General features: G+C 68.6%; 25 protein-coding genes. 7 read left to right on the forward strand and 18 right to left on the reverse strand.

Annotated elements, in window-relative coordinates; all coding sequences use genetic code 11:
* Nucleotides 1-247 precede the first annotated feature (247 nt).
* The 3 genes from cofD to ACJEIK_RS20515 are packed head-to-tail and all read left to right on the forward strand — an operon-like array spanning nucleotide 248 to nucleotide 3,128.
* Nucleotides 248-1,240 carry a 2-phospho-L-lactate transferase gene (gene cofD, locus ACJEIK_RS20505; RefSeq protein ID WP_061009600.1) on the forward strand — a complete coding sequence of 331 codons (993 nt, stop codon included), beginning with the start codon at nucleotides 248-250 and terminating at the stop codon, nucleotides 1,238-1,240.
* Nucleotides 1,237-2,586, forward strand: coding sequence for a coenzyme F420-0:L-glutamate ligase (locus tag ACJEIK_RS20510; RefSeq protein ID WP_061000744.1), 1,350 nt, complete (start codon nucleotides 1,237-1,239; stop codon nucleotides 2,584-2,586). The genes cofD and ACJEIK_RS20510 overlap by 4 nt, the downstream gene beginning before the upstream one ends.
* On the forward strand, nucleotides 2,583-3,128 hold the full coding sequence (locus tag ACJEIK_RS20515) for an NUDIX hydrolase (protein ID WP_073696550.1): 546 nt from the start codon (nucleotides 2,583-2,585) through the stop codon (nucleotides 3,126-3,128). The genes ACJEIK_RS20510 and ACJEIK_RS20515 overlap by 4 nt, the downstream gene beginning before the upstream one ends.
* Here ACJEIK_RS20515 and ACJEIK_RS20520 read toward each other — a convergent pair.
* Nucleotides 3,110-4,186, reverse strand: coding sequence for a sugar phosphate nucleotidyltransferase (locus ACJEIK_RS20520; RefSeq protein ID WP_020102906.1), 1,077 nt, complete (start codon nucleotides 4,184-4,186; stop codon nucleotides 3,110-3,112). The two genes, ACJEIK_RS20515 and ACJEIK_RS20520, sit on opposite strands and share 19 nt — an antisense overlap.
* Before the next feature lie 50 nt (nucleotides 4,187-4,236).
* A complete protein-coding gene (locus tag ACJEIK_RS20525; protein WP_133426913.1) occupies nucleotides 4,237-5,154 on the reverse strand; it encodes a glycosyltransferase family 2 protein in 918 nt (305 codons plus the stop codon).
* Between the two features lie 135 nt (nucleotides 5,155-5,289).
* On the opposite strand from ACJEIK_RS20525, the gene ACJEIK_RS20530 reads away from it, so the two are divergent.
* On the forward strand, nucleotides 5,290-6,726 hold the full coding sequence (locus ACJEIK_RS20530; RefSeq protein WP_135355468.1) for an LCP family protein: 1,437 nt from the start codon (nucleotides 5,290-5,292) through the stop codon (nucleotides 6,724-6,726).
* Nucleotides 6,727-6,728: 2 nt separating this feature from the next.
* Entirely contained in the window at nucleotides 6,729-7,457 is a 729-nt protein-coding gene (locus ACJEIK_RS20535) for a TIGR03089 family protein (RefSeq protein WP_135355358.1), read from the forward strand.
* Between the two features lie 9 nt (nucleotides 7,458-7,466).
* On the opposite strand, the gene ACJEIK_RS20540 is transcribed toward ACJEIK_RS20535, so the two are convergent.
* The 4 genes from ACJEIK_RS20540 to ACJEIK_RS20555 are packed head-to-tail and all read right to left on the reverse strand — an operon-like array spanning nucleotide 7,467 to nucleotide 11,221.
* The gene (locus ACJEIK_RS20540) at nucleotides 7,467-8,627 is read right to left on the reverse strand and encodes an acyl-CoA dehydrogenase (RefSeq protein WP_073696554.1); all 1,161 of its coding nucleotides are present in this window, start codon (nucleotides 8,625-8,627) and stop codon (nucleotides 7,467-7,469) included.
* A gap of 56 nt (nucleotides 8,628-8,683) precedes the next feature.
* Nucleotides 8,684-9,508, reverse strand: a complete 825-nt coding sequence (locus ACJEIK_RS20545; protein ID WP_061000759.1) for a class I SAM-dependent methyltransferase — start codon at nucleotides 9,506-9,508, stop codon at nucleotides 8,684-8,686.
* Nucleotides 9,509-9,519: 11 nt separating this feature from the next.
* Nucleotides 9,520-10,035, reverse strand: coding sequence for a 5-(carboxyamino)imidazole ribonucleotide mutase (gene purE, locus ACJEIK_RS20550; protein WP_061000797.1), 516 nt, complete (start codon nucleotides 10,033-10,035; stop codon nucleotides 9,520-9,522).
* Nucleotides 10,028-11,221, reverse strand: a complete 1,194-nt coding sequence (locus tag ACJEIK_RS20555; protein WP_209840903.1) for a 5-(carboxyamino)imidazole ribonucleotide synthase — start codon at nucleotides 11,219-11,221, stop codon at nucleotides 10,028-10,030. Before ACJEIK_RS20555 ends, purE begins: the two co-directional genes overlap by 8 nt.
* Nucleotides 11,222-11,362: 141 nt before the next feature.
* Here ACJEIK_RS20555 and ACJEIK_RS20560 point away from each other — a divergent pair, with 141 nt between their 5' ends.
* Nucleotides 11,363-11,977, forward strand: a complete 615-nt coding sequence (locus ACJEIK_RS20560; protein ID WP_064858281.1) for a GtrA family protein — start codon at nucleotides 11,363-11,365, stop codon at nucleotides 11,975-11,977.
* Here ACJEIK_RS20560 and ACJEIK_RS20565 read toward each other — a convergent pair.
* From ACJEIK_RS20565 to ACJEIK_RS20620, 12 genes are all read right to left on the reverse strand, one after another.
* Complete coding sequence (locus ACJEIK_RS20565; RefSeq protein WP_064858282.1) at nucleotides 11,932-12,450, reverse strand: PH domain-containing protein; 519 nt, start codon at nucleotides 12,448-12,450, stop codon at nucleotides 11,932-11,934. The genes ACJEIK_RS20560 and ACJEIK_RS20565 overlap by 46 nt on opposite strands.
* A gap of 20 nt (nucleotides 12,451-12,470) precedes the next feature.
* Nucleotides 12,471-13,274, reverse strand: coding sequence for a biotin--[acetyl-CoA-carboxylase] ligase (locus tag ACJEIK_RS20570; protein WP_135355359.1), 804 nt, complete (start codon nucleotides 13,272-13,274; stop codon nucleotides 12,471-12,473).
* Nucleotides 13,264-14,493, reverse strand: coding sequence for a lipase family protein (locus ACJEIK_RS20575; protein ID WP_167837885.1), 1,230 nt, complete (start codon nucleotides 14,491-14,493; stop codon nucleotides 13,264-13,266). The genes ACJEIK_RS20570 and ACJEIK_RS20575 overlap by 11 nt, the downstream gene beginning before the upstream one ends.
* Nucleotides 14,494-14,530: 37 nt before the next feature.
* Nucleotides 14,531-16,054, reverse strand: coding sequence for a sugar transferase (locus ACJEIK_RS20580; RefSeq protein ID WP_244602182.1), 1,524 nt, complete (start codon nucleotides 16,052-16,054; stop codon nucleotides 14,531-14,533).
* A gap of 113 nt (nucleotides 16,055-16,167) precedes the next feature.
* Nucleotides 16,168-16,743 (reverse strand): YdcF family protein, encoded by a 576-nt coding sequence (locus tag ACJEIK_RS20585; RefSeq protein ID WP_064858286.1) that lies wholly within the window; start codon nucleotides 16,741-16,743, stop codon nucleotides 16,168-16,170.
* Nucleotides 16,730-17,626: a sialate O-acetylesterase gene (locus tag ACJEIK_RS20590; protein WP_064858287.1), complete on the reverse strand. Its 897-nt coding sequence runs from the start codon at nucleotides 17,624-17,626 to the stop codon at nucleotides 16,730-16,732. The genes ACJEIK_RS20585 and ACJEIK_RS20590 overlap by 14 nt, the downstream gene beginning before the upstream one ends.
* The gene (locus ACJEIK_RS20595; RefSeq protein WP_135355360.1) at nucleotides 17,598-18,854 is read right to left on the reverse strand and encodes a lipase family protein; all 1,257 of its coding nucleotides are present in this window, start codon (nucleotides 18,852-18,854) and stop codon (nucleotides 17,598-17,600) included. Before ACJEIK_RS20595 ends, ACJEIK_RS20590 begins: the two co-directional genes overlap by 29 nt.
* On the reverse strand, nucleotides 18,855-20,084 hold the full coding sequence (locus ACJEIK_RS20600) for an acyltransferase family protein (protein WP_064858289.1): 1,230 nt from the start codon (nucleotides 20,082-20,084) through the stop codon (nucleotides 18,855-18,857).
* Nucleotides 20,081-21,334: an alpha/beta fold hydrolase gene (locus ACJEIK_RS20605; RefSeq protein ID WP_135355361.1), complete on the reverse strand. Its 1,254-nt coding sequence runs from the start codon at nucleotides 21,332-21,334 to the stop codon at nucleotides 20,081-20,083. The genes ACJEIK_RS20600 and ACJEIK_RS20605 overlap by 4 nt, the downstream gene beginning before the upstream one ends.
* Entirely contained in the window at nucleotides 21,331-21,999 is a 669-nt protein-coding gene (locus ACJEIK_RS20610; protein WP_167837886.1) for a YveK family protein, read from the reverse strand. The genes ACJEIK_RS20605 and ACJEIK_RS20610 overlap by 4 nt, the downstream gene beginning before the upstream one ends.
* On the reverse strand, nucleotides 21,996-23,279 hold the full coding sequence (locus ACJEIK_RS20615; RefSeq protein WP_131808698.1) for a lipase family protein: 1,284 nt from the start codon (nucleotides 23,277-23,279) through the stop codon (nucleotides 21,996-21,998). The genes ACJEIK_RS20610 and ACJEIK_RS20615 overlap by 4 nt, the downstream gene beginning before the upstream one ends.
* Nucleotides 23,279-24,754 (reverse strand): polysaccharide biosynthesis tyrosine autokinase, encoded by a 1,476-nt coding sequence (locus ACJEIK_RS20620; RefSeq protein ID WP_064858291.1) that lies wholly within the window; start codon nucleotides 24,752-24,754, stop codon nucleotides 23,279-23,281. The genes ACJEIK_RS20615 and ACJEIK_RS20620 overlap by 1 nt, the downstream gene beginning before the upstream one ends.
* A gap of 132 nt (nucleotides 24,755-24,886) precedes the next feature.
* Between ACJEIK_RS20620 and ACJEIK_RS20625 the strand changes: the two genes are divergently transcribed.
* Entirely contained in the window at nucleotides 24,887-26,305 is a 1,419-nt protein-coding gene (locus ACJEIK_RS20625) for an O-antigen ligase (protein ID WP_061000789.1), read from the forward strand.
* Nucleotides 26,306-26,454: the final 149 nt, after the last annotated feature.

Consider the following 26,454-nt stretch of genomic DNA (forward strand, 5'->3'; position numbering starts at 1 on the left):
GGTTAGCTGCCACGGTCAAGCGGATGAAGCGCATTTCCTACCATCGTGTGACCTGATTACGGCGCGTCGTTACCGCGGCGTGTCGCGATAGTGACCAATAACACGCTGCCGCACAACGTAGTTGGAAATGGCGATAACTGATGCGGCTGTTACTCAAGTGAATACTGAGGTTTTAAGTTTGCTGCGCGCCAAATTGCCGTCCGGGCGCGTCATTCCGCCCGCGCGTCATCGCCTAGGGTGAGTCGACGTGAAGGTGACGGTTCTGGTCGGTGGCGTCGGCGGCGCTCGGTTTCTGCTCGGCGTCCAGAAACTGCTGGGGTTGGGTCAATTCGCCGAACCCGGTGCGGACCCCTCGCCGCACGAGCTCACCGCGATCGTCAACGTCGGTGACGACGCCTGGATGTTCGGCGTCCGCATCTGCCCCGACCTCGACACCTGCATGTACACCCTCGGCGGCGGCATCGACCCCGAACGCGGCTGGGGACACCGCGACGAGACCTGGCATGCCAAGGAAGAGCTCGCGGCGTACGGCGTGCAACCGGACTGGTTCGGACTCGGCGACCGCGACCTGGCCACGCACCTGGTGCGCAGCCAGATGCTGCGGGCCGGCTACCCGCTGTCCCAGGTGACCGAGGCGTTGTGTGACCGCTGGCAGCCCGGCGCCCGGCTGCTGCCCGCCAGTGACGAACGCAGCGAAACCCACGTGGTGGTAACCGATCCCGAATCGGGCGATCAGCGCGCCATCCACTTCCAGGAATGGTGGGTGCGCTACCGCGCCCAAATCCCCACCCACAGCTTCGCGTTCATCGGCACCGAGAAGGCAAAGGCCGCACCGGGAGTCGCCGATGCCATCGCCGGCGCCGACGTCGTGCTGGTGGCGCCCTCGAACCCGGTCGTCAGCATCGGCGCGATCCTGGCGGTGCCCGGCCTGCGCAGCGCGCTGCGGTCCACCCCGGCACAGGTGATCGGCTATTCCCCCATCGTCGCCGGAAAGCCGTTGCGCGGGATGGCCGATGACTGCCTCAAGGTGATCGGCATCGACAGCACCTCCGAGGCCGTGGGCACGCACTACGGCGCCCGCAGCGCGACCGGCATCCTCGACGGCTGGCTCATCGACGAGGGTGACCACGCCGAGATCGACGGCGTCAACGTCAAGGCCGTGCCGCTGCTGATGACCGATCCGGCGGCCACGGCAGAGATGGTCCGCGCCGGACTCGAACTGGCCGGAATTCAGCTGTGACCGAGCATGGCGCCGCGGCCGCCGTCGAAATCCTTCCGGTTCCCGGACTTCCCGAATTCCGCCCCGGCGACGACGTGGCCGCCGCCATCGCCGCCGCCGCCCCCTGGTTGCGCGACGACGACGTGCTGGTGGTCACCAGCAAGGTGCTGTCGAAGTCCGAGGGCCGGATCGTCGCCGCGCCGACCGACCCCGACGAACGGGACGCCCTGCGGCGCAGGCTGATCGACGACGAGGCCGTGCGCGTGTTGGCCCGCAAGGGCCGCACCCTGATCACCGAGAACGCCATCGGGCTGGTCCAGGCGGCGGCCGGCGTCGACGGATCCAACGTCAGTACAACCGAATTGGCGCTCCTGCCGGTCGACCCCGACGGCAGCGCGGCGCGGCTGCGGGCCGGCCTGGCCGAGCGGCTCGGCGTGACCGTCGCCGTCGTCATCACCGACACCATGGGCCGGGCCTGGCGCAACGGGCAGATCGATGCCGCCATCGGCGCCGCCGGACTGGCCGTGCTGCACGGGTATTCCGGCGTCCAGGACACCCACGGCAACGAGCTGCTGGTGACCGAGGTGGCCGTCGCCGACGAGATCGCGGCCGCCGCCGACCTGGTCAAGGGCAAGCTGACCGGCATCCCGGTCGCCGTGGTGCGGGGCCTGTCACCGCGCGACGACGGCTCGAACGGCCGGACCCTGGTGCGCGCCGGGCAGGACGATCTGTTCTGGCTGGGCACCGAGGAAGCACTGGCACTGGGCCGCAGGCAGGCGCAGTTGATGCGCCGTTCGGTGCGCACCTTCAGCGCCGAGCCCGTGGCACCGGAACTCATCGAGGACTCCGTGGCCGAGGCGCTCACCGCGCCCGCACCGCACCACACCCGCCCGGTCCGGTTCGTCTGGGTGCAGGACCACGACACCCGAATCCGCTTGCTGGACCGCATGAAAGACAAGTGGCGCACCGACCTGACCGCCGATGGGCGGCCCGCCGACTCCGTCGACCGGCGTGTGGGCCGCGGCCAGATTCTGTACGACGCACCGGAATTCGTCATCCCGTTCCTGGTCCCCGATGGCGCACACAGCTATCCGGACGCGGCCCGTACCGAAGCCGAGCACACCATGTTCACCGTCGCGGTTGGCGCGGCCGTGCAGGGACTCCTGGTGGCCCTGGCGGCGCGCGACGTCGGCAGCTGCTGGATCGGGTCGACGATCTTCGCCGGCGACATCGTGCGCGCCGAGCTCGAGCTGCCGGCCGACTGGGAACCGTTGGGCGCCATCGCCATCGGCCACTTCCCGGAGAGCGATGAGCCCCGTCGGCCACGGCCGCCGGTGCCGACCGACGAACTGCTGATCCGGCGATGAGCGACTCGCTGCACGATTCGGTGTTGACCGCGCTGCACGACTGGCCGGCGCCCGACGCCGATCAGGACACCCTCCGGCACGCCGTCGCGGCGTTCGTCGCGGCCCGCCCCGACGCCTGCCGGCGCGCCTGCGTACCCGGCCACATCACCGCGTCGGCGCTCGTACTCGACCACACCCGGACCAAGGCGTTGCTCACCCTGCACCCGCGGTTGGGCCGCTGGGTGCAGCTGGGTGGGCACTGCGAGGACGTCGACACCGACATCCGCGCCGCGGCACTACGCGAGGCGACCGAGGAATCCGGCATCACCGGACTGCAGATCGCCGAGTTGCCCGCGGCGTTGCACGTCCACGCGCTGACGTGCTCGCTGGGCGTCCCGACGCGGCATCTCGACGTGCAATATCTGGCTGTCGCGCCGCAGGACGCCGAAATTCACTGCAGCGATGAGTCACTGGATCTGCAGTGGTGGCCGCTGGACGCGCTGCCGGACCCGGACCCGGGTCTGCAGCGGCTCGCGCGGGCCGCTCAGACGTCCGTGGAGTAGCGAATACCGCCGTCGGGGATGGTGACCCCCGGCCACACCCGCGCACCGCGCAGCAGCTCGCAGCGGGCGCCGATGTTGGCGCCGTCGCCGATGACGCCGTCACGGATCAGCGCCCGCGGGCCGATCCGGGCGCCGAACCCGACGATGGACCGCTCGATCACCGACCCGGCCTCGATCTTGACGCCGTCGAAGATCACCGCACCGTCCAGCCGGGCGCCGGCGCCGATCTCCGCGCCGCGGCCCACCACTGTCCCGCCGATCAGCAGCGCACCGGGCGCCACCGCGGCACCCTCGTGCACCAGGCTCTCGCCGCGGTGCCCGTCGAGTACCGGCGACGGTGCGATACCGCGCACCAGATCCGCTGAGCCACGGACGAAGTCGTCGGGCGTGCCCATGTCACGCCAGTAGCTGGCGTCGACGTAACCGCACACCTTGAAACCGTCGGACAACAGCTTCGGGAACACCTCGCGTTCGACCGATACCTCACGGCCGGTGGGGATCTCATCGATCACCGCACGCTGGAACAGATAGCAGCCCGCGTTGATCTGATCGGTCGGCGGGTCCTGCGTCTTCTCCAGGAACGCCGTCACCACGCCCTCGGAATCGGTTGGCACACAACCGAACGCGCGCGGGTCGCTCACCCGCACGAGGTGCAGCGTGACGTCGGCCTGCCGCTCGCGGTGGCTGGCGACCATCGCACCGAGATCCAGCCCGGAGAGCACGTCACCGTTGAACACCATGGCGGTCGGGTGGCGCAGCTTGGGCGCCACGTTGGCGATACCGCCACCGGTGCCCCGGGCCTCCTCCTCGACCACGTACTCGATCTCCAGGCCCAGCTTGGAGCCGTCGCCGAATTCCGCCTCGAAGACCTCGGCCTTGTACGAGGTACCCAGCACCACATGGCGGATACCCGCGGCCGCGATCCGGGCGAGCAGGTGGGACAGGAACGGCACTCCCGCCGTCGGCAGCATCGGCTTGGGCGCCGAGAGGGTCAGCGGGCGCAGCCGGGTGCCCTGCCCACCCACCAGGATGACCGCGTCGACGTCAACCGGATTCACCGCGTCACTCAACTCGCGTCCTTTCAAGCCTCGAGGTCATCGCCGGTAGCCTAGTTCGCCCGACGGCGCTTACGCCTGGAATTGCCCACCACCGCGCGTTCGCGCGCGTTCAGCGCCGACTTGATGGTCCACCGCAGCGGGGCCTGCCACCAGTGCGGATGCCGGTCGGCAAGGAATGTATAGGTACTGCGGTGGTGCGCGGCCAGATTGCGGGCCGGGTCCCGTCCTGTGGAATGTCCCTTGTCGTGCAGGATTTCGGCGGCCGGCACGTACACGTTCTGCCAGCCACCCTGCGCGAGCCGGTCACCGAGGTCGACGTCCTCCATGTACATGAAGTAGTTCTCGTCGAATCCGCCGATCTGCCGGAACGCCTTGGTGCGCAACAACAGACACGAGCCCGACAACCAGCCGACGGCGCGTTCACTGGGCTCCAGCCGGTCCTGGCGGTAGGCCGCCGTCCACGGGTTGGATTTCCAGAACGGGCCCACCACGGCGTGCATGCCGCCGCGGATCAGGCTCGGCTGATGCCGCGCCGACGGATAGACCGAGCCGTCGGGGTCGCGGATCAGCGGACCCACCGCACCGGCCGCGGGCCACCGCGCCGCCCCGGCGAACAACTCGTCGATGCTGTGCGGTCCCCACTGCACATCCGGGTTGACCACGACGAAGAACTCCTGGTCGACGACGCTGTCGGGCGTGTCGAGGTAGGCCGCGACGGCGCGGTTCACCGCGGTGCCGTAGCCGAGGTTGCCGCCCGTGCGGAACAACTCGACGTCGGCGTAGCGCTCCAGGGCCGACTCGGGCGCACCGTCGGTCGAGCCGTTGTCGGCCATCACCACCAGCAGGCGGCGTTCCGTCGCGTGGGCCAGCGTCTTCAGGAAACGGTCCAGATGCGCGCCGGGTGAATACGTCACCGTCACCACGAGCAGCGGGCGATCCGATTGCGGTACGGATGGCTGCTCGATCACGGCCTAGAGGTTAGCGGGCCGACGGCCGTACCCGCACCAGGGTGTGACCCGCCGAACCCCGGGCTACCGGCCACGGCAAGCGCTCACCAGTAGCCTGTCCTGGTGCCAGGTCGACTGTTCCGCATCCTCGCCGTCATGACGACGGTGCTCGTGATGGTGGGCACCGGCGTGGCCTGGAGCAGCCTGCGTTCGCTGGAATCCGGCATCAACCGCATCAGCACCGCGGCCCTCGGCGGCGGGGGCGACGACGGTGCCGTCGACATCCTCCTGGTGGGTATGGACAGCCGTACCGACGCGCACGGAAATCCCTTGTCAGAGGACGAACTCGCGACGCTGCGCGCCGGCGACGACGTGTCCACCAACACCGACACCATCATCCTGGTGCGCATCCCCAACAACGGGCGCTCGGCCACCGCCATCTCCATCCCGCGCGACTCCTATGTGCAGGCGCCGGGGCTGGGCAAGACCAAGATCAACGGTGTCTTCGGTCAGGTGAAGCTCGAGAAGATGAAGGAACTCGTCGAGGAGCAGGGTGAGGACGCCGCCACCGCCGAGCCGAAAGCCGTCGAGGCCGGCCGCGAGGCGCTAATCAAAACCGTGGCAAAGCTCACAGGCGTCACCGTCGACCACTACGCCGAGGTCGGGTTGCTGGGCTTCGCCTTGATCACCGATGCCCTCGGCGGCGTCAACGTGTGTCTGAAGAACGCCGTCGACGAACCGTTGTCGGGCGCGAACTTCCCGGCGGGCTGGCAGAAACTCAACGGCCCGCAGGCCCTGAGCTTCGTGCGGCAGCGGCACGATCTGCCCCGCGGCGACCTGGACCGGGTGACGCGCCAGCAGGTCTTCATGGCGTCGCTGGCGCACGACATCATCTCCGGGCAGACGCTGTCCAGCCCCAGCACCCTGAGCCGGCTCCGCAGCGCCGTGCAGCGGTCGGTGGTGCTGTCCGATGGTTGGGACATCATGGATTTCGTCCAGCAGATGCAGAAGCTGGCGGGCGGCAACGTCGCGTTCGCCACCATCCCGGTGCTCGCCGAGGACGGCTGGAGCGACGACGGCACCCAGAGCGTCGTGCGCGTCGACCCCGCACAGGTGCAGCAGTGGGTGGCCGGTCTGCTGCAGGACCAGGCCGAGGGCAAGACCGAGAAGCTCGCGTACACCCCCGGCAACACCACCGTCGACGTCGTCAACGACAGTGACATCAACGGACTGGCCGCGGCGGTGTCGGAGGTCCTCACCGAAAAGGGCTTCGTCGCAGGCAAAGTCGGCAACAACGAGGCCGACCACGTGACGTCGAGCCAGATCCAGGCCGCGAAGTCCGACGACCTCGGAGCCAAGGCCATCGCCGAACAGCTGGGCAATCTGCCGGTGGTGGAGAACGCCTCCGTGCCGAGCGGCGCGGTGCGGGTCGTGCTTTCGCACGACTACGCGGGCCCTGGTTCCGGCCTGGACGGCGGTAGCCACACCGTGACGCAATCCGCCTCCGACACCACCGATTCCGGCACCACCACCCAGGTCCCGCCGTCACCCATCATCACCGCGGGCGCGGCCGACCCCAAGTGCGTGGACTGACCGTGACCAACCTGTCCAGCGCGATCCTCGACCCGTTGCTGCGTGACGACCCGGCCGGGCCGCGCATCACCTACTACGACGATGCCACCGGCGAGCGCATCGAGCTGTCGGCGGTGACACTGAGCAACTGGGCCGCCAAGACCGCCAACCTGTTGCGTGACGAACTCGGCGCAGGTCCGGGCAGCCGGGTCGCGGTGCTGCTGCCCGCGCACTGGCAGACGGCCGGCGTGTTGTTCGGCATCTGGTACATCGGCGCGGAAGTCTTGCTGAAAGACACAGCCGGAGAATCGATCCCATCCGGCTGCGATATCGCGCTGTGCACGGCCGATCGCATCGACGCGGCCGACGAGACCGGTGCAGGCGAAGTCGTCGTACTGTCGCTCGATCCGTTCGGCAAGCCGGTCCCCGACCTACCGATCGGCGTCACCGACTACGCGACATCCGTTCGGGTGCACGGCGATCAGATCGTGCCCGAACGGAACCCTGGTCCGGCCCTGGCCGACCGCTCGGTCGACGATGTCCTCGCCGCGGCCCGCAACGGTGCGGCGGCAAAGGGATTCACCACCGGCACCCGGCTGCTGTCGACGGCCGCGTGGGGCAGCCCAGACGAACTCGTCGCCAATCTGCTGACGGTGTTCGCCGGCGGCGCCTCCCTGGTGCAGGTGGCCAACCCCGACGCGGGCGCGTTGGAGCGGCGCCGCGCGACGGAGAAGGTCACTGCCGACCTGTAGCGCCTGACGTCAGCGCAGCAGGGCGCGGGACATCACGACCCGCTGAATCTGGTTGGTGCCCTCGTAGATCTGGGTGATCTTGGCATCGCGCATCATGCGCTCCACCGGGAAGTCCACGGTGTAACCGGCACCGCCGAACAACTGCACGGCGTTGGTGGTCACCTCCATCGCCACATCCGAGGCGAAACACTTCGACGCCGCCGAGATGAAGCCCAGGTTGCCCTCACCACGCTCGGCGCGGGCCGCGGCGTTGTAGACCATCAGGCGGGCCGCCTCGGTCTTCATCGCCATGTCCGCGATCATGAACTCGACACCCTGGAACTGGCTGATCGCCTTGCCGAACTGCTTGCGGTCCTTGGTGTAGGCGATCGCGGCGTCCAGTGCACCCTGCGCCACACCGACGGCCTGTGCACCGATGGTCGGACGGGTGTGATCCAGCGTCGCCAGCGCGGTCTTGAAGCCCGTGCCCGGCTCGCCGATGATGCGGTCACCCGGGATGCGGCAGTTCTCGAAGTACAGCTCGGTGGTCGGCGAACCCTTGATGCCGAGCTTGCGCTCCTTGGGGCCGATGGAGAAGCCCTCGTCGTCGATGTGCACCATGAACGCCGAAATGCCGTTGGCGCCCTTGTCGGGGTCGGTCACGGCCATCACGGTGTACCAGCTCGACTTGCCACCGTTGGTGATCCACGCCTTGGCGCCGTTGAGGATCCAGTCGTCACCGTCGGCCTTGGCGCGCGTGCGCATCGCTGCGGCATCGCTGCCGGCCTCCCGCTCAGACAGCGCATAAGAAGCAAGCGCGCCATCAACCAAATCGGGCAGCACCTTGCGCTTGAGATCGTCGGAGCCGTTCAGGATCAGGCCCATGGTGCCGAGCTTGTTGACCGCGGGGATCAGCGACGCCGACACGTCGACCCGGGCCACTTCCTCGATGACGATGCAGGCGGCCACCGAGTCCGCGCCCTGGCCGCCGAACTCCTCGGGCACGTGCACGGCGTTGAAACCGGACGCGGTCAGCGCGTCACTGGCCTCCTGCGGGAACCGGGCCTGCTCGTCGACCTCGGCGGCAAACGGGGCGATCTCCTTCTCGGCCAGGGCCCGGATGGCGGCACGCAGCTCCTGATGCTCTTCCGGCAGCTGAAACAGATCGAATGACGGGTTACCGATAGACATTGATGGCTCCTTGCCTGCCCATGTGGCGAGATGCGGGGTGCTACTCGCCGGTAACTTTACCGCCCCTGACCCGACACCTTCTGCAGCCCACGGACCAGCTCGCGGTAAGTGCGGTGATAGACGGTGCGCAACGTCTCGCTGCGGCGCAGCACGTCGACGGCCGTCACGGGGCCCAGCAGCAGCACCGGGTGCCCGGCGAAAACCGAGGTGGTGTGCTGGATGCGGGCCGAGCGGTGTGCCGCCGATTCGAGTTCGGCCTGGTAGTAGTCGCAGAACTCCGGCTGGGTGAAGAACACCTTGTTGAAGCCGATCGCGAACGGGGCCAGGCCGGCGCCGTCATCGAGATACTTGAGCGTGCCCACCGCCACGCCGGGCCAGAACTCGTTGAAGACGTCGTCGGCGATGACGATGCCGCCGTCGGCCAGGGTCGCCTCGGCCAGCTGCATGTCGCTGTAGACGATCTCCTCGGTGTGGCCACCGTCGACGCTGAAGAACCGGACGGGCCCGCCGGCCTCCTCCAGCAGCACCTCGGGGGTCAGCTTCGTGGAGTCACCCTGGTGGATCACCACGCTGTCCATGGACGACCAGACGTCGACGTTGCTGGTGAACTTCGCCAGATCACCGGCCCCGGAACCGTCGATGTTGAGGTCCTGGTCGCCGAAAATGTCGATGGCAACGGACTTTTCGTCGTCCCGCTGCAGCAGGTTCAGGCCGATGAACAGCTTGCCGTGGTGCACGCCGATCTCGGCGACCGCGCCGCCGACGGACCTGGCCCGCTGGGCCTCGTCCAGCGCACCGGCGACCAGGAGCACCTCCGGCTCCATGAATCCCGTGACGAGTTTGTGGCCGACGCTGCGGTACCGCGCGAATGAAGATTTCATCGATCGTGAGCTTACTTGCCCAGCAACCGATTCCGTAGCGCCTCGTCCTTGTCGAGCACCATCTGCTCCAGGTCCGCCTGGAAGCGCTGCATCCGGGCCCGCAGCGCGGCATCGGCCGACCCCAGGATGCGTACCGCCAGCAGGCCCGCGTTGCGCGCGCCGCCGATCGACACCGTGGCCACCGGCACGCCGGCGGGCATCTGCACGATCGACAGCAACGAGTCCATGCCGTCGAGGCGGGCCAGCGGCACCGGAACCCCGATCACCGGCAGCGGAGTGGCCGACGCCACCATGCCGGGCAGGTGCGCGGCGCCACCGGCGCCGGCGATGATCACCTCGACGCCGCGGTCCGCGGCGGACTTGGCGTAGTCGAGCATGCGCTGCGGCGTGCGGTGCGCCGACACCACGCCGACCTCGAACGGCACCTCGAACTCGGCGAGCGCGGTGGCCGCGTCCTCCATCACCGACCAGTCGCTGTCACTGCCCATGATCAGGCCGACCCGGGGGCCTCCCGCGCGTTCACTCATGTCCACTCCATCCGTCGGTCCACTCAGCGTGCGACAACCAATGCGCGGCCCGGACGGCGCGCTCGCGCACGTCGGCCACGTAGTCCTCGTCGTCGAGCGAGCCGCCCGGCGCGCCGACGATGTTGACGTGGCCGATCTTCCGGCCCGGCCGCTCCCCCTTGCCGTACAGGTGCACCCGGGCCTCGGGCAGCCGGCCGAACAGGTGGTGCAGGCGCTCGTCCATGGTCATCTCGGGTTGCGTCGGCGCGCCCAGCACGTTCGCCATCACCGTCACGGGCGCCAGCGGTGCCGTCGACCCCAGCGGGTAGTCCAGGACCGCGCGCAGATGCTGCTCGAACTGGCTCGTCGTCGCGCCGTCCATGCTCCAGTGCCCGGAGTTGTGCGGCCGCATGGCCAGCTCGTTGACCACCAGGTCACCGTCGACCGTCTCGAAGAGCTCGACCGCCAGCACGCCGACCACACCGAGCTCATCGGCGATCCGCAGCGCGAGCTGTTCGGCCGCCGTCGCCACCGCGGCGTGCAGCTGCGGCGCCGGCGCGATCACCTCGACGCAGATGCCGTCCTCCTGCACGGTGTGCACGACGGGCCACGCCGCGCCCTGCCCGAACGGCGAGCGCGCGACGAGCGCGGCCAGCTCGCGGCGCATGGCGACCTTCTCCTCCACCAGCACCGCCACGCCGGCGGCCAGGTAGCCCTCGGCGGCAGCGCGGGCCTGTGCCACGTCGTCGGTCAGGGTGACGCCCTTGCCGTCGTAACCGCCCCGGCTCGCCTTCACGACCAGCGCACCACCGGTTTCAGCGGCGAGCTCGTCGATGGCATCGAGATCAGCGGTCGACGCCACCTCGCGGTAGCGCGGCACCGGAGCGCCGAGTTCGGCCAGCCGGCGGCGCATCACCAGCTTGTCCTGGGCGTGCACCAGCGCCGACGGCGGCGGGGCCACGTTGACGCCGTCCGCGACCAGGGTCTGCAGCAGCTCGGTCGGCACGTGCTCGTGATCGAACGTCAGGGCCGACGCACCGGCGGCCACCTGGCGCAGCGCCTCGAGGTCGGTGTGCGAGCCCAGCACCACCGCGGGGCTCACCTGGGCGGCCGGCTCGTCGGCGGAAACCGCCAGGACCCGCAGGGTCTGACCGAGCGCGATGGCGGCCTGGTGGGTCATGCGGGCCAACTGGCCGCCACCGATCATTGCCACGACGGGGGGTTGCGTCACGGCGCCTAGTTTGTCACGCACCGCGGGTGTCCCCCGAATCTGCCTATGCCGACTAGCTACCGCCCGCTACCTGCACGGGTACGTGAAATGCAGGTACTTTCCGTAAACTGGCCGCTTATGTCGTTCACCGAGGCCACGATTGCGCGGCTCCCGCGAGTGATTCGGCCGTTTGCCGAGCGGCATCACGAGCTCATCAAGTTCGCCATCGTCGGCGCCACCACGTTCGTCATCGACTCGGGCATCTTCTACACCCTCAAGCTCACCGTGCTCGAACCGAAGCCCGTCACCGCCAAGATCATCGCGGGCATCGTCGCGGTCATCGCGTCGTACGTGCTGAACCGCGAATGGAGCTTCCAGAACCGCGGTGGCCGCCTGCGTCACCACGAGGCACTGCTGTTCTTCGCCGTCAGTGGCGTCGGCGTGCTGCTGAGCATGGCCCCGCTGTGGGTGTCCAGTTACGTGCTGCAGCTGCGGCAACCCAACGTGTCGCTGACCATCGAGAACATCGCCGACTTCGTGTCGGCGTACATCATCGGCAACCTGCTGCAGATGGCGTTCCGGTTCTGGGCGTTCCGGCGCTGGGTGTTCCCCGACGAGATGGCCAAGCACGCACCCGACATGACGCTCGAGGCGACGATCACCGCCGGTGGTTTCGCCGAGGCCTACGACGAACTCGGCGACGACCCTCAGCTGGGCGACTCCTCGGAACCCAAGGTGTCGAAGACTTCGTGATACAGCAGCGAATGGACCTGCTCCACCCGCGGAATGTCATGGAATTCCAGGGGATCCTGCGATGCCGACTCGATGATCAGCGTGCCGGTGCGCAGTATCCGGTCCAGTAGCTGGTGCCGGAACTCCACGCTGTTGATGCGCGCCAGCGGAATGTCGATACCCGACCGCGTCAGCACACCGCGCCGGAACATCACCCGCCGGTCGGTGATCACGAAATGCGTTGAGCGCCAGGTCAGGAACGGCCAGACGGTGAGCCAGCCGATCACCACCAGCCAGACCACGCCGATCACCGCGAAGATGATGTTCTTGGCGTTCGAATCCCAGTTGGTGTGATTGACCACTGCCGCGAGGAACGCGGCCAGCGCCGTCGCGACCAGCAGTACCAGCACCGGCCCGATCAGTCGCTTCCAGTGCGGGTGCCGATGCAGCACAACATGTTCGTCGGCTGCCAGCACGTTGTCCGGGTAACCCATACCCAGACTCTAGGCGGTGCTCAGCCGGCGGCGGGACGCAAATGGACGACGTCGCCCGCCGAGACGGCGACCGCGCCGTCGGCCGAATCGATCACCAGCGCACCACCGGCATCGATCTCGGTCGCCCGCCCGACCACCTCACGCCCGCCGGGCAACTCGGCCCGCACCGACTGCCCGAGAGTGGCGCTGTGCTTGCGGTAGATGGCCAGCAGCTCGACGTTGCCACCCACGCGCCACTCGGCGATGCGGGCGTGCAGACGGTTCAGCAGCGCCACGGCCAGCCGCTGCCGATCCGGTTGCGCGACACCGATACTCAGCAGGGACACGGCCACCGGGTCGGGCAGTTCGGCGGCGGCGAGCGACACGTTCAGACCGATACCGACGACGATGACGGGCGACCCGCCGGCCGGGGCCGCGACCTCGGCGAGAATGCCGGCGAGCTTGCCGGTGCCCACCAGAACATCGTTGGGCCACTTGAGCGCGGCCTGCACGCCGGCCACCTCGGCGACGGCCTCGACGACAGCCACCCCCGCCGCCAGCGACAGCAGGCCCCACGTCTCGCTCGGCACGTCGGTGGTGTCCACCCCGATCGACATCAGAATCTGCGACCGCGGCACCGCCGTCCAGCTGCGGCCCTGGCGTCCCCGGCCCGCGGTCTGGTCCTCGGTGAACAGCGCCACGCCCGCCACGTTCTCGCCGGACTGGGCCCGCGCCGCCAGATCGGCATTGGTGGAACCGGTTTCGGCCACCACCTCGACGCGCCAGCCGTCACCGACGGACGCCTGGATCGCCGCGGCGTCCAGCGGCAGCAGCTCAGCAGTCATTGGTTACCTTCTTCCCGGCGAACCGATCCGCCATCCAGTCGAGCATCTCCTGTGCCGCGGGCGGATTGTGGCCGCCCTTCGGGTCGAACTCTGTCGTCACCGTGCCACCGAGCGAACAGGCCCGCCCGATGGCCGCCTTCGTCCAGACCGAATCGATGAACGGATCCTGACCGCCGTACCAGACGTACAGCGGCGCGGTCAGCCGGCGCTGCGGAATTGCCCACGCCTGCAAGAGATTCTGCAGTCGCTGGGCCGCATCCGGCGACACCGGGAGGAAGTCGCGCGGCCCGAGTTGTCCGGCGGCGACGGCACGCTTGTAGGCCGCACCGGCGCTGCAGTCCGTCAGCACGTTCCAGTAGCGGGACGCACCGCCGTGCCGGTATTCATCACGGTTCAGATCGGGGTGCAGCCGGGCCAGCGATTCGATCAGCGCCTGCAGCACCGGCCGCTGCTCACTGGTCAACGTGCCGGTCTGCGATTTCGCCACCAGACCGCTGATATCGGCGGCGGGCGCCACGGCGACCGCACCCACCAAGTTCAGTTCCGGGGCATAGGGCTCGGCCTGCTCGTCGGCGGCCCAGGCCGCCGCGCCACCCTGCGAATCGCCGAACGCCGCCCACGTCGTGGAGATGTCACCGAACACGTGCCGTGCCGCGCGGACGGCGTCGATCATGTTGAGGCCCGCGGTGCGGGCGTCGGAGTACGGGTGCACACCCTTGACGCCCAGCCCCTGATAGTCGGCCAGCGCGACGGCGTACCCGAGATTGATCACGACTTTCGCGATGGGCAGCAGGTTCATCAAGGTCGGCGACAGCGACGGCCCGCAGTTGTTGTCAATGCCCAGGGTGCCGTGCCCGAGCGCCACCACCGGCCAGCCGCCCTTGGGCGCCTGGCCCAGCGGCGTGAGCACCGCGCCCGAGACGACGGTCGGCGCGCCGGTGTCACCCGAGGTGGAGTGATACACCACGCGGGCCGCACGAATCCCCTGCCCGGTGAAGGTGCTGGTGACGCCCGGCATGGTCGTCGCCGACAGCAGGCTGCCCGGGCCGGAGCCGGCGAGATCGGCCGAACCGATCGGCTCCGGCGCGCCCGAGAGCGGAATGAACATGTCGAGGACCTTCGAGGTCCCGATCAGCGCCAGCGGTCGCAGGTAGGTCGCGGCCGTCAGACCACCGACGACCAGGACGGCCACCACTATCCACGGCAGGGCTTTACGCATCAAAGGGGATTATTCACCGACGGTCGCCCGTCCGGAGTCAGTAGGCGCCAGAACCGCCGATGATGGTGCGGAAGGTCTTGGCCGCGATCAGCAGATCGTTGGTGATGGACCAGTTCTCGACGTACGACAGGTCGAGCCGTACCGAGTCCTCCCACGACAGGTCGGCCCGGCCGCTCACCTGCCACAGCCCCGTGATGCCGGGGAGCACCAGCAGCCGACGGCGCACCTGCTCGTTGTACGTGTCGAATTCACGGCGCAGCGGCGGGCGCGGCCCGACGACGCTCATGTCGCGGCGCAGCACGTTGAAGAACTGCGGCAGTTCGTCGATGCTGTAGCGCCGCAGGTACTTTCCGACCAGCGTGACGCGCGGGTCCTCGTGAATCTTGAACAGCACGCCGCTGCCGCTCTCGTTGAGGTCCAGGCTGATCAGGTCGTCGACCATGCGGTCGGCGCCCTGCACCATGGTGCGGAACTTCGTCATCTGGAACGGCTTGCCGTCCAAGCCGATTCGCTCGGAGCGGTAGAAGACCGGACCACGGCTGGTGAGCTTGATCGCGATGGCCGACAACACCATCAGCGGCGAGGTCACGGTGAGCGCGAACAGCGCGACGAACACGTCGAAGGCGCGCTTCTGGAGTTTCTTGGTCCCGCTGTACTGCGGACGCTCCACGTGGATCAGCGGCAGACCGGCGACGGGACGCATGGTGAGCCGGGGGCCGGCGACGTCGATGACGCTCGGGGACACGACCATGTCCATGCCCAGCTTGTCGAGCTCCCACGACAGTTCGCGCACTCCCTCGGGCCCGAGGTGGTCGGTCGTGGTCAGTGCGACGGCGTCGAAGGCGGCCTGGGTGATGGCGTCGGACACCTGGGTCTCGTTGCCGAGCACCGGCAACTCGCCGACCCCAGCCACCTCGAAGGTGCCGCCGGCGGGCCGTCCGGTGAGGCAGACGCCGCGGACCGAGTAGCCGTACCACCATTCGCGGTGCAGGGACTGCACCAGGTTGCTCACGGCGCGCGGGTCACCGACCGCCAGCACGTTGGCGACGCATTTGTTGCGCCGGCGCAGCCGGGCGAGCACCCGGCGGCAGATGGTCCGGCCCACGACGAGGCCGACGAGGCCGAGCGGCAGCGCGACGGCCAAGTAGCCGCGAGCGTACTCAGGGCGGAAGATCATCAGTGCGACGGCGATGATGCCGACGGTGGCCAGCGTCGCGGAGAAGACCCGGCGGTACTCCTCGACGCCGGCGCCGACGATGCGCGGCGATCGGGTGCGGTATGCGGCCAGCATGGCCAGCCAGATCACGGCGACGAACAGCGAGAGGACCGAGTAGTACGAGAAGACGTGCAGATACGTCGAAGTGAATTCCAGGGAGGCGTCGGGTGTACCGAGCTTGACGAACTGGGCACTCGCCAGGGCCAACACGACCACGACCAGATCGAATGCGATGAGGCACCAGCGGTAACGCGTCTGCCAGGCCCGGTCAGCTAAAGGCGCGACGGCCCGTACGGGACGCGCGGGAGAAGCCTCGGGAACGTAGAGTTCTTCTGCCACTGACACTGACGCGTACTCCCTCCCATTTGCTGGCTGTTCGCTATAGCCCCCGCTCAGCGAACTGCGACTACTATCGCATCGTTTGCTCGAAAATACCACCGATCAGAAAAATAGGCAGGTCAACCGCAGCGACCCTGCAGCGCGGCCTTAGCGAACCCGGCAAACTGATAGAAGAACGTCAGCTCCCACCCGACGGGCGAGAAGTCATAGTCCCTGGGCAAAGCCACCGCGACAACCGAACCGTGGTCCGGGGAATAGCACTGCCGGAAGATCAGGCGGGCGCGCGGCAGGTGGTACCGCCAGCTGACGACGATGATCCGGTGCCAGGATCGGCCCTCGGAGAGTTGGCGCATCATCATGGCCTCGCCGCGGGTCGTCAGGATCTCCGGCTTGCGGCAGATCACCTCGATGTCGGTGGCCGGCGCGCAGGCGCTCTTCATCTGAGGGTCGCCCGGCACGTACGGGTTGGACAGCACCACGGTGCGGGCCCAGCCCTGCCGGGCCAGGCTCAGCCCGTACTGTTCGCGGCCGTCGTGTTCGCCGGCCAGCACGATGATCGCGTCGGCCCGCTGGAGCTGATCGGACTTGGCGCCCGCGAACAGCACCAGCCCGGCCAGCCCGACATCGACGAGCACGACGATCGTGACCACACCGATGACACGGCGGATGACCCGGCCGAGTTCACCGCGCGCCATAGTCCGCCAGTTGTTCGGCGCACATCTCGCGGTACTGCTGCCACATCCGGCGACCCAACTCGCGCTGCCCGGCAGCGCTGTAGTGGCGATCGTCGGGACTGTTGTACGAATCGCGCGGGCCGGGCACGAAGGTGCAGAGCGGCCACCGGTTCGGGGTATCGGCGTGCACGGCGTCGATCGCGGCGTAGGGCTTGCCGCTCAGCTCCATCTCCTCGGGCACCATCTGCCCCAGGACGAACGGCAGGCTCTCGCCGTACCGCGCGCGCAGGTCCCCGATCAGCGAGTCGAGCTTGGCCTGGTACTGCGCGCCGGAGATCAGCGGCACGTCGGTCTCCCCCTGGTGCCAGAGCACCGCGGCGATCTCACTGCCGGGAAACCGCGCCAGCGCCGCGTCGATGGCCGCCACGGCCCGCCGGTACAGGTTCACCCGGGTCTTGCGGTCGGCCGGATCCCACGTGTGCCCGTTCTTCGGCGTGAACGAGGTGTCGCCACGGGCACCGGGGATCAGCAGCACCGGGCGTCCGGTGTCGTCGGCGAGTTGCTTAGCGAAGGTTGGGCCGAAACCGACGTATTTGCAAGGTATTTCGTGCAGCAGGGGTTGCGTCGCCAGCACCGCGGTGCCTTTGGAGGGCCCGCACATGGCCCACTGGTGCACCAGCGGGTGGGGGCGGTCCAACCCGTCGGGCTCGACCGGCAGCCCCATGCCGAACGCGTTGGACTGCCCCAGGATCGGCAGGATCAGATACGGCCGCTCGGGTTCGCCGACCGCGGTGCCGCGGGGCGCGATGAGTCGCTTCACGATGCATTTCGCCTCGATCAGCAACTGCTGATGAATCGGGCTGTCGCCGTCGGGATTACGTGGTCCCCTGCGCAGGACAGTCATTGACCGCCTCGCCTCCCCTGAATCGTTCTGCCAGCCACCGCAATTGACCCGGCCCGTCAATATCGCCGTGTCCACCGTCCGGCTGGAAATTCCAGACCACCGTACCGCCCAGCGAACATGCGCGGGCGATGGCGGCCTTGGTCCATTCCGGGTCGAGGAACGTGTCCTTGCCGCCGTAGACCACCGACATGGGGGCCGACAGCGGCTGCTGCGGCAGGGCCCAGTCCTGCAGGTACCGACGCAGTCGGTCGGCGGCCGCCGCATCGACCGGTGCCAGGTCGGTCGGTCCGATCGCGTCGATGGCGGTGGCGCGGTACGCGACGTCGGGCCCCGAGCACGCCGACAGCACCTTCCAGTACCTGGCCGCCGCGCCCCGGCGGTAGTCGTCGCGGTTCAGGTCGGGATGCAGCCGGGCCAGTGACTCGACGATCGCCTGGAACGCCGCCTCCTGGTCCTTGGTCATGGTGCCGGCCTTGCCCTGATCGAAGATGCCGGCCTTGTCGACGATGCCCGCCACGTCGGCCGACGGCACGCTGGCGGCCGCGCCGATCAGGTCGAGTTCGGGCGCGTAGGTGCGCGCCTGTTCGTCGGCGGCCCAGGCCGCGCCGCCGCCCTGCGAACCGCCGAACACCGCCCAGCGGTTGGAAATGTCGCGGAACGTGTGGCGCAGGGCGCGCACCGAGTCGATGACGTTGCGGCCCGCCGTGCGGTTGTCGGTGTAGGGGTGGACACCAGGTGCGCCCAGGCCCTGGTAGTCGGCGAGGGCGACGGCGAAACCGAGGTTGACGAAGCCCTGCACGAAGACCACGTTGCCGAGGAGATTCGCCGACAGCGACGGCGCGCACGGGTAGTCGATGCCGGTCGTGCCGTGGGCCAGCGCGATCACCGGCCAGCCGCCGTCGGGCGCCTGGCCCCGTGGCGTGAACACCGATCCCGACACCACCGTCGGCGCATCGGTGTCACCGGAGGTGGATCGGTAGACCACCCGGGCGGCCTGTAAATCCTTGCCCTCCACCGAGTTGGTCAGCGCCGGCATCGTCATGGCGCTGATCAGGCTGCCCGGGCCCGACCCCGTGAGATCGGCCGTGCGGATCGGCACCGGGTCGCCGGCATCGCCGTGCCGCAGCTTGTCCAGGGCCCAGCTGCCGACCTGCCACATCACCGGCAACGACGCCGCGATCAGGAGCACTGCCGCGAGCGCGGCGCCCCACTGGATCGCACGGCGCATTCAGGACCACCTGGTGCGGTACCGCTTGGCGAATTTCATGACGGGCTCTTCCACTGCGTAGTACGTGACGGCCGAGACCACCAGTGTCACCGCCAGGACGAGCGCCACGTTGCGCAGCATGCCGGGCACGGTGTCGCCGGCCATCAGGCCCCAGCGGCCCAGCAGCAGCATGAGGGGGAAATGCCAAAGATACGCCGACAACGAGACCTTGCCGACGAACCGGAAGGGCGCGGTGTCGAGCAGCTCGGCCAGCCCGGACCGCTCGCCGCGGAACAGCGGCGCGACGATCACCAGGATGCCCAGCGCGCACAGCACGGCCAGCGCCGACGTGGCGTACGGGTTGGCCAGGGCGATCAGGCCGAGCATGACCACGCCCGCGGGGAACATCGCCAGGAAGCTGTACAGCCGGACGCGCCGGCTGAGCTTCTCGCGAATCGCGTTGTGCTCCATGGCCACGACCAGCACCGCGGCGGCCATGCCGAACGCGAAGGTGTCGGAGTTGGTCAGGAAGGTCTTGGTGTAGACCGCAACCCAGTTGGCGCCCCAGTTGATCTCCGTCGGATCGGTCAGGTGCAACGCCGAGATCATCCACGGCACGAAGGCCCGGCCGATGAAGCCGAGCGCGATCAGCAGCGCCGGGCCGAGGGACACGATGACCCACGGCCGCAGGTTCGATCGCCGGGCGAGAGCGAACAGCAGCATGCCCAGCAGCGGGATCGAAAGGTAGAAGGCGTATTCCAGCGTCAGCGACCACGACGGGTTCAGGCCGGTCTGGAAGTACTTCGGGATGTACGACTGCATCAGCGTCAGGTTGGCGATCAACTGCCACGGGTCGGTGATCATGCCGGTGCCGTCTTCGGTGCGCGTCGGCTGCAGCGACGCGTTCTCGATGTAGACGATCTGCAGCAGGTAATTGCACAGCAGGAAGATGACCAGGTAGCCGGGCAGAATCCGGGCGATGCGGTGGACGGCGAAGTTCGCGGTGCTGGGCAGTTCGCGCTGCTCGATCAGGTTGCGTACGTAGGGCAGGAACAGCAGGAACCCGCTGAGCGCGTAGAAGAAGATCAGCGACAGCCCGACGAGGTTCGTCTTCCAGTGGTAGGCCGTCTGCGGTGAGTAGTGCCCCGTGACGTGCATGACGGCGACGCCCAGGCACGACAGCCCGCGGGCGCCGTCCAGCCCGATGATGCGGGCCCGGGTCCGGACCGGTGCCGAGGTCGGCGCGTTCACTGTCCTGCTCCCTGCATGGAATTGAATGACGGACAACTGTTCTGGGCGGGGACGCCGCCGAACCGGTCCTTGATCCAGTCGTAGGACATCGCCACGTCGATGTCGGCGTGCCCCTTGGTCGGCTGGAACATGATGTCGATGACGTCGCCGAGGCGGCACGCGGCGGCGAGCGCCTTGTTCGTCCAGTCCGGCGGCAGCAGCGTGTCCTGGCCGCCGTACAGCACGAGCATCGGCGCGGACGTCGGCTCCTTGGGCAGGCTGCGCTTGGCCAGCAGGCCCTGCAGCGTCGCTTCCGCCTGCGGGGTCGCGGGCCGCAGATCGTCGGGCGTGATCTTGTCGATCGCCGCGGTCCGCGCCGCCGCGTCCTCGGTGCGGCACGAGGCGAGGACGTCCCAGTGCTCGACGATCTCGCCGTGGCGATAGTCCGCGAGGTTCAGGGACGGGTTCTCCGTCGCCAGGGCGGCCAGGATGAGCTGCAGGATGGCGCCCTGCTCTTTCGACAGGCTGCCGGCCGCGGCCCCGGCGGCCAGGCCGGTGAGATCGGTGGCCGGCGACAGGCTGACGGTGCCGACGAGGTTCAGCCCGCTGCCGTAGCGGGCGGCGAGTTCGTTTGCGGCCCAGGCGGCTTGGCCGCCCTGGGACACCCCGACGGCCAGCCAGCGGTCCGACGACTGCGGTACCAGCTTGTGCGCCGCGCGCACGGAGTCGATGACGTTGTAGCCCACCGTGGTGGCATCGGCGTACGGATGGCCGGCGGTGCCCGGGCCGAGGCCCTGATAGTCCGGCAGGCTCACCAGGTAGCCGGCCTTGACCAGCGTGGTGATCGGCGCGGACAGCCCCTGCAGCGTCGACGACCCCGACGGTCCGCAGTCGCGTTGCACGCCGGACGTCGCGTGGCCGAAGACGATGATCGGCCAGCCGCCCGGCGGCGGTGTCCCGTTCGGCACGAAGACCGAGCCCGACACCTCGGTGTGCTCACCGGTGATCCCCGACGTCGACGTGTACCCGATGCGGGCGGCCAGCGACACGGCCGATTTCAGCCGCAGGTCCAGCGTGGGGAACGTCGACGCCGACACCAGCGCCCCGGGCACCTCGCCGGCGCCGGTGGTGTCAGGTTTGAGATCGATCCCCGGAGCCGTTGGTGGCCCGGCCTTTTTCGGTGCCGAGTCACTCTGGCAGGCCGGCGCGGTCAGGCACACCGCGGCCAGCAGCGCCGCCGCGGCGACGCGCCGCAGCCACGGCGAGTTCATCCCGAGGTCCCGGCGCTCGCGTCACCGATCACCCGCTCGAGGTGGCGGCGACTCTGTACCCGGTCGAAGATCAGCGCCCGCGCGATGACCGCGATGACGCACAGTGCGAAACCCAGGACCGTCCCGGTCATCACGTAGGACCACACGCCGCCCACCCGCTGGGCGGGACTGGCGTCGTCGATGACGACGAGCGTCGCGCTGGTACCGGCGACCAGAGCCAGCCGGTTGCCCACCGCGACGAGGTCGTTGACGACCTCGTGTGCGATCTGCGTCGTCTGGTCGGCGTCACCGCCGGTGACCGTGACGTTCAACATCGCTGTGGCACTTGGCAATATGACGATCCGGGCGGCGAGTTCCTTGTCGGACTCGATCAGGCCAAGCTTCTGGATGATGGGCGCGGTGATCTGCGAGCTGGTGGCCAGGTTTCGGTAGGTCTCCATCAGGCCGAGCATGCCGGCGTCGCCGTAGTAGGCGTCCAGGGGCGATGCGCTGCCCTCGGTCCGGACGAACACCGATGCCGTGGATCGGTATTCGGGCTTGGCGTGCTCCCAGCCCGCCCAGCCCACCAGTGCACTCGCGATGGTGGTGACCAACACCAGCACCCAACTGTTCTTGACGAACAGCGCGTAGTCGCGCACCCGCGGCACTCCGGCCGGCGTGATCACGTCGCCCCCACACAGACATCGGCCACGCGCTCGCCGTCGAACCGCGCCTGCAGCCACGCCAGCGCGTTCTGCATCGTCTGGTCGTTGATCTGGCCCGTGTCGCCGACGCCGCGCATCACGACGATCTGCTGGCCGCGGGCACACGCGGCCGCGGTGGCCGTCAGCACGCCGGCCGCCGGGTTGACGGTGTCGGCCGTGCCGAACGCCACCAGCACCGGCGGATCGTTCGGGCCCGCACCGGGACTGGGCAACGCGACGGCACCGAGGCGACGCTTGAGGTCTGCCGCAGCGGCCGCATCCTTGGCCTGGAAGTCGTTGGGAGTCAACTGATTCAGCGCCAGTTGGGCGGCCGCGACGTCGCGCGGTGCGCAGTCGACCAACAGGTCCCACTGGTCCTTGAGTTTCGCCGAGCGGTGCGCGTCGAGGTCGAAGTCGGGCTGCATGGTTTCCAGGCTCTGCAGCGCCCGGATCTGCAGCCGGTACTGATCGGCGGTCGCCAGCGCGGCGGTGCGGTCCGGGTCGGCGAGCGGCGCCAGATCCGCGATCGGGTTGACCGCCACCGCGCCGACCATGTTCATGCCGGCGCCGTAGGTCCCGTTGCGTTCGGCCGCGGCCCACGCGGCCAGGCCGCCTTCGCCGGCGCCCAGCGCACCCCAGTTGGTGCTGGTGGACGGAGCGGCGCGATGGATCGCGCGGGCGGCGTCGATGATGCTGTTCCCCAGGCTGTTCGCATCCAGGATGGAGTGCTGCCGGGCACTGGAGCCCGGGTCGATGCCCAGCCCCTGGTAGTCGGACAGGACGATGGCGAAGCCGCGCCGCAGATACACCGTCATCCCGGTCGAGTAGCCCCAGAATTGCGGCGCGAGGGTCGGCGCGCACTTGGGCAGCAGCCCGGTGGTGTCGTGGCCGAACGAGATGATGGGCCAGCCGCCCTTGGGCGCCGGGCCCGGGGGCACCGCGATCAGGCCGCTGACCTGGATGGGACGGCCGTCCACGCCGCTCGTGGACCGGTACACGATGCGTGCCGCGGTGGCGCCGGCCTCGTCGAAGCTGGGGTCACCTTTGACGGGCTTCAGCTCGACCAGGGAACCCGGGCCGTCGTCGGTGAGGTCGGGCGGCGGGAGTGCCTCGGCCCCCGGAAACATCGGGGTGAGGTCCCGGGTGGGACGCACGTCGTCACCCGGCCGTGGCGGCACCGGACCCGACTGGCCGCACGCAGCGACGGTGACCAGCACTGCAGCCAGTGCCAGTACCGTGCGCCGCAACTCAACCTGACGCATCACGGCTTCTGGTGCGCCGCCGTCTTGGCCTCGGGCTGCGATGCAGCCTTGGCGGCGGCCTTGGGCGCCGCCTTCTTGCTCTTGCCGCCACCGGACTTGGGGCCGTCGGACCCGCCGATGTGAAGCTTGAACTCGACCGGTTCGTCGGTGGCGACCGAACCGATCAGTACCGCGTTGGCGGACTTCAGGGTCTGCACGGCACGCGTGAGCGCATTGCTCGTCGTGTGCCGGATGCGGCCGACCAGCAGAGCCCCGTCCGACAGTGCGGCGGCGACGGCACCGTCGTTGTACTTGCCCAGCGGCGGCGTATCCACGACGACGTAGTCGAACTGGCCGGACAGGTCGGCGAACAGGCTCTCGGTATGGTCGCCGGCCCACAACTCGCCCGGACGCGTGGTCGCGGGGCCCGCGGGCAACACCGCGATCCGGTGCTGACCGACGGAGACCTCGGGGATCAGGCTCTCGGCGACGGTGTTCTCGCCGACCAGCACGGTGCTCAGGCCGCGGTCGGCCGCGCCTTGACGGGCCGCCGGGGTCAGGTCCAGGCGCTGCGCCACCGCCGGGTTGCGCAGGTCACCGTCCACCAGCACCACGCTTCTGCCGGTCTCGGCCAGCACGGCGGCCAGATCGATCGCCACCGTCGTCCGCCCGTCGGACGGCGACGGACTGGCTACCGCGATCACCCGAGCGGCTTCATCACGATTTGCCGGCACGGTGAACCGCAAATTGTTGCGGAGCTCGCGCAGCGCCTCCGGATAGGCACCCTCGGCGGTCAGGTCGACCACCGGCGCATGGCTGCGGGCCGAGTCCGCGGGCAGCGCGCCCATGAGCAGCGAACCACTGGCGTCGGCCACGCGGTCGCGGCCGCGCACGCGGCGGTCGATGATGCCGAGCACGATGGCCGCCAGCAGGCCGAGGACGAGGCCACCGGCCAGCCCCATCCCGATGCGGGTGACCATCGAATAGCCCAGGGGCTTGGTCGGATAGCCGGCCTCGTCCACGACGATGGCGCCCGCGGCGGGGCTGCCGCCACGGCGGGACGTCTCCACCTCCCCCACCAGGCCGGCGAGCTGATCGGCCACCGCGCTGGCGTAGGTCTGCGCCTGGCCCGGGTCCTTGTCGGTGACCGACACCTGCAGCAACACGGTCTTCGGCAGCGGGACGGCGGTGACCTTGGCCCGCAGTTCGCCCGCCGAGATGGTCGCCTTCAGCTGGTCCACCGCGCGGGCAGCCACCTGCTCGCTCATGGCGAGGGTGGCGTAGGAGTTCACGCGGTCCTGGGAGAACAGGTTGTTCTGGTAGGCCTCGGTGACCGACGTGCCGTTCTGGGTCGCCACGAAAAGCGTCGCGCTGGACTGGTATTCGCGATCACCGAATTCCCACCACGACCAGCCCGCGACACCTCCGACAACCGTCAGCGCCACGATCGCCCACCAGTACCGGCCGAATATCCGCAGGTACTCTTTGATCTCCAAGGTCGTGCCCCTTATTTCAGCAATGCGACGGCTCACAGATTAGCGGCTGGGAACCGGACCGACCATTCAGGCGCGCCACGGGTCCGGGCAACCTGCTTGAGCTTAGCTGGTCGAGCTGAGAACATAGTCGGCATGAACGCCCGTTTGGGTCAACTCGGCAATCTTAAATCATCGGTCGGGATTCTGGCCGTGATCTTGGGCCTGGTCTGGTTGGCGACGTCTTTTGGCCAGGTCACCCTGTTGGGCATTGTCGCTATTGCCGCACTGGTTGTCGGCATCTATGTCGGATTACGGCATCCGCTGTGGTTCTTGTACGGATTGGCGGTCGTCACCGGCGCACTGCCTTTCGGATATTTCCCGGGCGTTCACGTGCCCTTATATCTGCCGTTCGCATTCGGTGCGGTGGTCGCGTTGTTTGTGCATCCGCGACTGGCCCGTCCGATTCATCCGCTGGAATGGGCGATCATCGCGCTCGTGATCACGTCGATCGCGTCGGTCGCGGTAACCGGCGTGGGCGTGGGCGACGTCATCCAGATCGTCCGGTGGTCGGTGGTCACCTTGGTCGCGATCGCACTGAGCAGTCTGTCGGGGCAACATCTGGAGAAGTTCGGCCGCATATTCGTCTACGCGACGCTGGCCAATGCGGTCTTCGGCCTGTACATCGTGGCATTCGACCCCAACCAGACCTCGTTCAGGTATCTGCGGGTCTTCGGTTACGCGGCGGAATACACCGCGACGCGCTTCGCGTTCGCCGAAGGCGGTGCCGAAAGGTCCATGCGACTCGGCGGCACGTCGGTGGACCCCAACGCCGAGGGCATCGCGCTGGTGGTGTCGATCGCTGTCGGCCTGGTTGTCCTGGCGGGCTGGCAGCGCATCGTCGTGACCGGCATCTTCCTCGTCGCGCTGCTGCTCACCTTGAGCCGGGCCGGCATGTTCACCATCGTCGGCGGGGCGGTGCTGGTGCTGGCCTTCCACACCATGCGGTCCCGGGACCGCGGTTTGGCCATCGCCGCGATGGTGGCCGCGATCGGAGCCGCGGCGGCGATACCGGAAGTGCGGACCAGATTCGCGCACTCGTTCAGCAGTGACGATGTCGGCTCCACTTCCCGAATTGATGCCATCCGTGAATTCCCCGACACCATGGCCGGTTACTGGTTGTTCGGAAAAGGCTGGAACCGGCTCGAATTCCGGGACGGAAACTATGCGTTCGTGCTGAACCATGTGTCGAACGCGCCATTGCTGACGATTTACCGCGGCGGCATTTTCCCCGGTCTGGCGTTCTTTGCGATCATGGTGATCGGTTGCGTCATGAGCTACCGCGCGATTCGCTCGAATTCATTTGCCTGGGCCGGATATGGCGGCATCTACATCGGATTCTGTGTTGTCGCGCTCCAACTCGATCACCCCGTGGTCGGCATCCCCCCGGCCACCCTCAAGTTCTCCATTTTGCTGGCGTTCCTGGTGCATATAGACCGAGAACGGCAGGAACAGGTAAGACTGCGACACGCCCAAGCAGATTCACAGCAAACGCCCTTGGCTGCTGCACACTGAGTGCGCGTTTGCGCCTCGCGACGCACTTCATAGGTGAAGGGCGGTTGCACGATGCCCGGGAAGCGCCCCCGACGATCCGCCCGCCGTTTCTCGAGCATGGCATCGGCGATCGCCGGCAGCATGGTCTGCGCCCTCATCGTCTTGACCGG

This window comes from Mycobacterium sp. SMC-16, from assembly GCF_046250085.1.
Classification (GTDB): domain Bacteria; phylum Actinomycetota; class Actinomycetes; order Mycobacteriales; family Mycobacteriaceae; genus Mycobacterium; species Mycobacterium phocaicum.